This is a genomic window from Pseudomonas sp. R45(2017) (assembly GCF_002112305.1).
Lineage (GTDB): Bacteria > Pseudomonadota > Gammaproteobacteria > Pseudomonadales > Pseudomonadaceae > Aquipseudomonas > Aquipseudomonas paraglycinae.
On record NZ_NEHH01000009.1, the window covers coordinates 331,356 to 338,434 of the forward strand.

Sequence of the window (7,079 nt, forward strand, 5' to 3'; positions counted from 1 at the left end):
CTGCCAGTGGTTACTGGCAGTTTTCCGCAATCTGTTTTTGTGCCTCCGCAGTACGTTGCTGTCGCTGTTCGTCGCTCAGCCGCCGCAATTCTCCCTCCACTTCCTCCCTCAAGCGCGGATTGTTCTGCAGTTGCGCGAGATTCGTGCGTGCCTGTTCGCAAAATGCCTTGAGCTGATTCTGTTGCTCGGCCACTTGCTTTTTGACCTTGTCATCGATGGCTTTCTGATCGCCCAGCGCGCCGCTGCCAGGTAATGCGGCAGGTATTGGTGCGGGAGATGAGGGCGTCTTCACGGCGGTGGATGACTGCCCTTGTGGTGGCTGTTGATCAAAATGGGTGACGCCTTGGGCATCGACCCATTTGTAGATCTGACCGGCCATACACCAGGGGCTGGCGCCGATTAGCAGAGTTAAGAGAAGCGTTCGCATGCTGATTCCTTGGCAAAACTGCGCAATTGAAGCTAACAGAGTAGCGGTTTCCAGGTTTTTTCTTGCGTTCTCATGTGCTTACCCACAATTAAGCACATAGACGGCTTGACTTGGAGAGGGCGAAACAGAAGAATCCAAAGTCCGCTGTACAGGGACTGCCAGAAGCAGACCCTCTCGGCAGATCATGAGGCGCATATCCGCGTCGACCTGTTACACCCGCAACGCGTTACCTCGCGCTGGGTGGGAAAGGCCCGCAACACTTGGGACGATCCCAATACTTGCTCAGTCAGTGCTGACGTAGTCGGCGACCACCGTCGCTCATGCTCTGCCGAGAAGTAAACCTATTAAGACCCGTTCGCTTTTTTGTGGACGGTATTCTGGCGTTTTAGAGGTGAACAACGTGGAGCTTTTATCTGGCGGTGAGATGCTCGTCCGCTTTTTGCGTGACGAAGGCGTCAAATATATCTACGGGTACCCGGGTGGTGCTCTCCTTCATGTTTACGATGCCCTGTTCAAAGAACCGGAAGTGACCCACATCCTGGTTCGTCACGAACAAGCGGCTACCCATATGGCTGACGGCTACGCTCGTGCCACCGGTAAAGCCGGCGTGGTATTGGTGACTTCCGGTCCAGGCGCCACAAACGCCATCACCGGTATCGCCACTGCCTATATGGACTCGATTCCAATGGTGATCATTTCCGGTCAGGTGCCAAGCACCATGGTCGGCACCGACGCGTTCCAGGAAACCGACATGATCGGTATCTCCCGGCCGATCGTGAAGCACAGCTTCATGATCAAGCACGCTTCGGAAATCCCGGAAGTCATGAAGAAAGCCTTCTACCTGGCGCAATCCGGTCGTCCGGGCCCGGTCGTGGTCGATATCCCGAAAGACATGACCAACCCGGCCGAGAAGTTCGAATACATCTTCCCGAAGAAAGCCAAACTGCGTTCCTACAGCCCGGCCGTTCGCGGTCACTCCGGGCAAATCCGCAAGGCGGCAGAAATGCTCCTGGCGGCCAAGCGTCCCGTGCTGTACTCCGGCGGTGGCGTAATCCTCGGCAACGGCTCCGCGCCGCTGACCGAGCTGGCGCAAATGCTCAACCTGCCGGTTACCAACACCTTGATGGGCCTGGGTGGCTACCCTGGCACTGACCGTCAGTTCATCGGCATGCTCGGCATGCACGGCAGCTACACCGCGAACCTGGCGATGCACCATGCCGACGTGATCCTGGCGGTCGGTGCGCGTTTCGACGATCGCGTGATCAACGGCGCGCCGAAGTTCTGCCCGAACGCCAAGATCATTCACATCGACATCGACCCGGCTTCGATTTCCAAGACCATCAAGGCCGATGTGCCAATCGTTGGTCCGGTGGAGAGCGTCCTGACCGAAATGGTCGCGATCCTCAAGGAAATCGGCGAAACCCCGAACAAGGAAGCCGTTGCCAGCTGGTGGAAGCAGGTTGATGAATGGCGCGGTGATCGCGGTCTGTTCCCTTACGACAAGGGCGACGGCAGCAAGATCAAGCCGCAGACCGTGATCGAAACCCTGTGCGAAGTGACCAAGGGCGACGCCTTTGTGACCTCCGACGTGGGCCAGCATCAAATGTTTGCTGCGCAGTACTACAAGTTCAACAAGCCGAACCGCTGGATCAACTCCGGTGGCCTGGGCACGATGGGCTTCGGTCTGCCGGCCGCGATGGGTATCGCGCTGAGCTTCCCTGACACCGATGTTGCGTGTGTCACCGGTGAAGGCAGTATCCAGATGAACATCCAGGAATTGTCGACCTGCCTGCAATACGGTTTGCCGGTCAAGATCGTCATCCTGAACAACGGTGTTCTGGGCATGGTTCGTCAGTGGCAGGACATGAGTTACGGCAGCCGTCACTCGCACTCCTACATGGAGTCCTTGCCTGATTTCGTCAAGCTGGCTGAAGCCTATGGCCACGTCGGCGTGCGCATCACCGAATCGAAAGATTTGAAGTCGAAGATGGAAGAGGCGTTCGCCATGAAAGATCGCCTGGTGGTGATCGACATTTCGGTCGACACCAGCGAGCACGTCTATCCGATGCAGATCAAAGACGGCTCCATGCGCGATATGTGGCTGAGCAAGACGGAGCGTACCTAATCATGCGGCACATTATTTCCTTGCTTCTGGAAAACGAACCCGGTGCTTTGTCTCGCGTAGTCGGCCTGTTCTCGCAGCGCAACTACAACATCGAAAGCCTGACTGTGGCGCCAACCGAAGACCCGACCCTGTCGCGTCTGACGCTGACCACAGTCGGCCACGATGAAGTCATCGAGCAGATCACCAAAAACCTGAACAAGCTGATCGAAGTGGTCAAGCTGGTGGACCTGTCGGAAAGCGCTCACATCGAGCGCGAACTGATGCTGGTCAAGGTCAAGGCCACTGGCGCCCAGCGCGCCGAGATCAAACGCACCACCGATATTTACCGTGGACAGATCGTCGACGTCAGCGCCAGCGTGTATACCGTTCAACTGACCGGTACCAGCGACAAGCTCGACAGCTTCATTCAGTCCATCGGCACCGCATCGATTCTGGAGACCGTCCGCAGTGGCGTCACCGGTATTGCCCGCGGCGACAAAGTACTCAGCATCTAAACCAAATTAGCGAATGGCCTGAACGGCCTGGATATAAAGGGGAAATTCATGAAAGTTTTCTACGATAAAGACTGCGACCTGTCGATCATCCAGGGCAAGAAAGTTGCCATCATCGGTTACGGCTCCCAGGGCCACGCCCAGGCGTGCAACCTGAAAGATTCCGGTGTCGACGTTACCGTCGGTCTGCGTAAAGGTTCGGCTACCGTCGCCAAGGCTGAAGCCCATGGCCTGAAAGTGACAGACGTGGCTGCCGCTGTTGCCGGTGCCGACCTGGTCATGATCCTGACCCCGGACGAGTTCCAGTCCCAGCTGTACAAGAACGAAATCGAGCCGAACATCAAGAAAGGCGCCACCCTGGCTTTCTCCCACGGCTTCGCGATCCACTACAACCAGGTTGTTCCGCGTGCCGACCTCGACGTGATCATGATCGCGCCGAAAGCCCCGGGCCACACCGTACGTTCCGAGTTCGTGAAAGGCGGCGGTATCCCTGACCTGATCGCGATCTACCAGGACGCCTCGGGCAATGCCAAGAACGTTGCACTGTCCTACGCCGCCGGCGTGGGTGGCGGTCGTACCGGCATCATCGAAACCACCTTCAAGGACGAGACCGAAACCGATCTGTTCGGCGAACAAGCCGTTCTGTGCGGCGGTACCGTTGAGCTGGTAAAAGCCGGTTTCGAAACCCTGGTTGAAGCTGGCTACGCGCCGGAAATGGCCTACTTCGAGTGCCTGCACGAACTGAAACTGATCGTTGACCTCATGTACGAAGGCGGTATCGCCAACATGAACTACTCGATCTCCAACAACGCTGAGTACGGCGAGTACGTGACCGGTCCGGAAGTGATCAACGCCGAATCCCGTCAGGCCATGCGCAACGCCCTGAAACGTATTCAGGACGGCGAATACGCCAAAATGTTCATCAGCGAAGGCGCAACCGGCTACCCTTCGATGACCGCCAAGCGTCGTAACAACGCCGCTCACGGTATCGAAATCATCGGCGAGCAACTGCGCTCCATGATGCCGTGGATCGGTGCCAACAAGATCGTCGACAAAGCCAAAAACTAAGTCGTCGAACCTTGTATGAAAAAAACGCGGCCTCGGCCGCGTTTTTTCGTATGGGCGGGCGGTTCTGGTATAAAGCTGCATCGTTTGTGGCCGAACCGTCGTCCCAGACACCTGTCGAAAATGTCCAATCCGTTGCAAGGTACTGTCCATGAGCGAACGTCCCGAAGAGCCGAACCAGGCTTCCGACGCCGAAAGCCTGCTGCCCATCGATGAGCACATCGAAGAAGGGCATGACGCAGAAGGTCGTAAAGTCCGGCATCGTGGTATCTATCTTCTGCCGAATCTGTTCACCACTGCGAACCTGTTCGCAGGGTTCTATTCCATCATCAACTCGATGAGTGCCCAGGCTGCCTTGAGTGCCGGGGACGCGGCGAATGCGAGCAAGTATTTCGCCTTTGCCGCCATCGCGATTTTCGTCGCCATGGTGCTCGACGGCCTTGATGGTCGCGTGGCACGCATGACCAATACCCAAAGTGCGTTCGGTGCCGAGTACGACTCGTTGTCGGACATGGTTGCCTTCGGTGTCGCGCCGGCGCTTCTGGCTTTCGGCTGGGCACTGGGTGACATGGGCAAGGTCGGCTGGATGGTTGCCTTCATCTATGTGGCGGGTGCGGCGTTGCGTCTGGCGCGTTTCAACACTCAGGTGGGGACCGCCGACAAGCGCTACTTCATCGGTCTTGCCAGCCCGGCTGCTGCCGGCGTTGTTGCGGGGATTGTCTGGGCGTTCAGCGATTACGGGATCCAGGGTTCGAAGATGTCGTTCCTGGTCGCGCTGATGGTAGCGGCCGCCGGCATGCTGATGGTCAGTAACATCAAATACAACAGCTTCAAGGAGCTGGATCTGAAGGGGCGCGTGCCTTTCGTGGCGATTCTGGCGGTGGTGCTGGTGTTTGCCGTGGTGTTCAGCGATCCGCCTCGCATTCTGCTGCTGGTGTTCCTCGCTTATGCCGCGTCGGGCCCGGTGCAGTATCTGTTGCATCTTCGTCGTCACAAACACGCCGAGTGATGTAATTTCCCTCATACTCCGCAGTCTATGGTGCATCTGTCCTCCAAAGCTGCGGAGTTGCCATGCTGATCAAAGTCCCCAAAGCGTCCGACTGCCATGAGTCGGACGTCACGCCTGAATCCATTTATCTCTCTCGCCGACAATTGCTCGGAGCGACCGCGGCCGGTTTGGCCATAAGCAGTCTGCCGCGCTGGGCCAGTGCCGAAGAGGCTGCCCGCTACGCCGATGTCGAAGCCGGAAAAGCGCCCGCCTGGTTTGCCGAGAAGTTGCCCTCTGTCAAATGGGGTGCGGTGAACGTCAAGGATGAGGCGATCACACCTTTCAAGGACGCGACCCATTACAACAACTTCTATGAGTTCGGTACTGACAAAGGTGACCCGGCAGCCAATGCCGGTTCGCTGAAAACCGAACCGTGGAGTGTTGTCGTGGACGGGGAGGTGGGTAAACCGGGGCGTTATGCTCTGGAAGACTTCATGAAGCCTTACCAGCTGGAAGAGCGTATTTATCGCCTGCGCTGTGTCGAGGCGTGGTCGATGGTGATTCCCTGGATCGGTTTTCCCATTTCGGCACTGTTGAAGCAGGTAGAACCTACTTCGAATGCCAAATACATTCGCTTCGAAACCTTACAGGATCCGAAGAGCATGCCGGGACAGCGTTCGGGATTTGCCCTGATCGACTGGCCCTATGTAGAAGGCTTGCGTCTGGATGAGGCGATGAATCCCTTGGCGATTCTGGCGGTGGGTATGTATGGCCGCGAATTGCCAAACCAGAACGGTGCGCCGTTGCGTCTGGTGGTGCCTTGGAAGTACGGATTCAAGAGCGTCAAATCCATCGTGCGGATCAGTCTGGTCAGCGAGCAGCCGAAGACGACGTGGCAGAGCATTGCGGCGGATGAGTACGGGTTCTATGCGAATGTGAACCCTACTGTCGACCACCCACGTTGGACTCAGGCTCGGGAGCGGCGACTGCCTAACAGTCTGTTCAAGCCGAATGTGCGTGATACGCAGATGTTCAACGGCTACTCGGATGAGGTCGCTTCTTTATATACAGGGCTGGATCTGCGGAAGAACTACTGATGCGATATCCGATCTGGCGTGTAGGCGTTTTCCTGGCTGCGGCGATCTGGCCGCTGTTGTGGTTCTATCAGGCTTTTGCGGATCTGCTTGGGCCAGATCCGGGGAAGGTTCTGGTTGATCGGCTGGGGCTTGGGACATTGGTATTGCTGTTGATCACCCTGAGTATGACGCCGCTGCAGAAACTTACGGGGTGGGCCGGGTGGATTGCTGTGCGCCGTCAGTTGGGGCTCTGGTGTTTTGCCTATGTGGTTCTGCATCTTTGCAGCTATATGGCGTTCATTCTCGGTTTCGACTGGTCGCAACTGGGTGTCGAGCTGCGCAAGCGTCCTTACATCATTGTGGGTGCTCTGGGTTTTCTGGGGTTGTTGGCATTGGCGATTACCTCCAACCGATACAGTCAGCGTCGTTTAGGTACCCGCTGGAAGAAATTGCACCGGCTGGTGTATGTGATTCTCGGGTTGGGATTGCTGCATATGTTGTGGATTGTCCGTGCTGATCTTAAGGAGTGGGCAATCTATGCCTTTATAGGTGTTTTCCTTTTGGCGTTGCGTATTCCTCCTTTGACCCGCCGGATCTCGCGTTTGATGGGTAAAAAGCAGGTTTTTCAGGAAAAGCGAAATTAAGGGTTGACGGCAGATCCTGAGTCTCTATAATTCGCCCCACTTCCGGCGCAGTCGAAACGGAAAACTACTTGAGATTCAATGAGTTAAGTAGGTTTCGAAAGCGGGTCGCTTCAGTTCATCGAAGCCTGGAAGGAGTTGGAAATGTCGACTTGTTCGGCGCTTTTAACGGTTCGATCTTCTCGGTCGAAAGCGGAGAAAAAGAGGTGTTGACAGCAGCGTGTAACGCTGTAGAATTCGCCTCCCGCTAACGAGAGATCGGAAGC

General features: G+C 56.5%; 7 protein-coding genes. 6 read left to right on the forward strand and 1 reads right to left on the reverse strand.

Going from position 1 to position 7,079, the window contains the following annotated elements:
* Positions 1 to 10: 10 nt before the first annotated feature.
* The gene (locus CAF74_RS22155; RefSeq protein WP_085747757.1) at positions 11 to 427 is read right to left on the reverse strand and encodes a DUF4124 domain-containing protein; all 417 of its coding nucleotides are present in this window, start codon (positions 425 to 427) and stop codon (positions 11 to 13) included.
* 400 nt (positions 428 to 827) lie between these two features.
* On the opposite strand from CAF74_RS22155, the gene CAF74_RS22160 reads away from it, so the two are divergent.
* The 6 genes from CAF74_RS22160 (at position 828) to msrQ (ending at position 6,816) form a co-directional block, all read left to right on the forward strand.
* On the forward strand, positions 828 to 2,552 hold the full coding sequence (locus tag CAF74_RS22160; RefSeq protein WP_085608788.1) for an acetolactate synthase 3 large subunit: 1,725 nt from the start codon (positions 828 to 830) through the stop codon (positions 2,550 to 2,552).
* Positions 2,553 to 2,554: 2 nt separating this feature from the next.
* The gene (gene ilvN / locus CAF74_RS22165; RefSeq protein WP_003176102.1) at positions 2,555 to 3,046 is read left to right on the forward strand and encodes an acetolactate synthase small subunit; all 492 of its coding nucleotides are present in this window, start codon (positions 2,555 to 2,557) and stop codon (positions 3,044 to 3,046) included.
* Positions 3,047 to 3,094: 48 nt separating this feature from the next.
* Entirely contained in the window at positions 3,095 to 4,111 is a 1,017-nt protein-coding gene (gene ilvC, locus CAF74_RS22170) for a ketol-acid reductoisomerase (RefSeq protein WP_007959661.1), read from the forward strand.
* A gap of 148 nt (positions 4,112 to 4,259) precedes the next feature.
* Complete coding sequence (gene pssA / locus CAF74_RS22175) at positions 4,260 to 5,117, forward strand: CDP-diacylglycerol--serine O-phosphatidyltransferase (protein ID WP_039771608.1); 858 nt, start codon at positions 4,260 to 4,262, stop codon at positions 5,115 to 5,117.
* 62 nt (positions 5,118 to 5,179) lie between these two features.
* The gene (msrP, locus tag CAF74_RS22180) at positions 5,180 to 6,193 is read left to right on the forward strand and encodes a protein-methionine-sulfoxide reductase catalytic subunit MsrP (protein WP_085747758.1); all 1,014 of its coding nucleotides are present in this window, start codon (positions 5,180 to 5,182) and stop codon (positions 6,191 to 6,193) included.
* Positions 6,193 to 6,816 carry a protein-methionine-sulfoxide reductase heme-binding subunit MsrQ gene (gene msrQ, locus CAF74_RS22185; protein ID WP_085747759.1) on the forward strand — a complete coding sequence of 208 codons (624 nt, stop codon included), beginning with the start codon at positions 6,193 to 6,195 and terminating at the stop codon, positions 6,814 to 6,816. Before msrP ends, msrQ begins: the two co-directional genes overlap by 1 nt.
* The last annotated feature ends 263 nt before the right edge of the window (positions 6,817 to 7,079 follow it).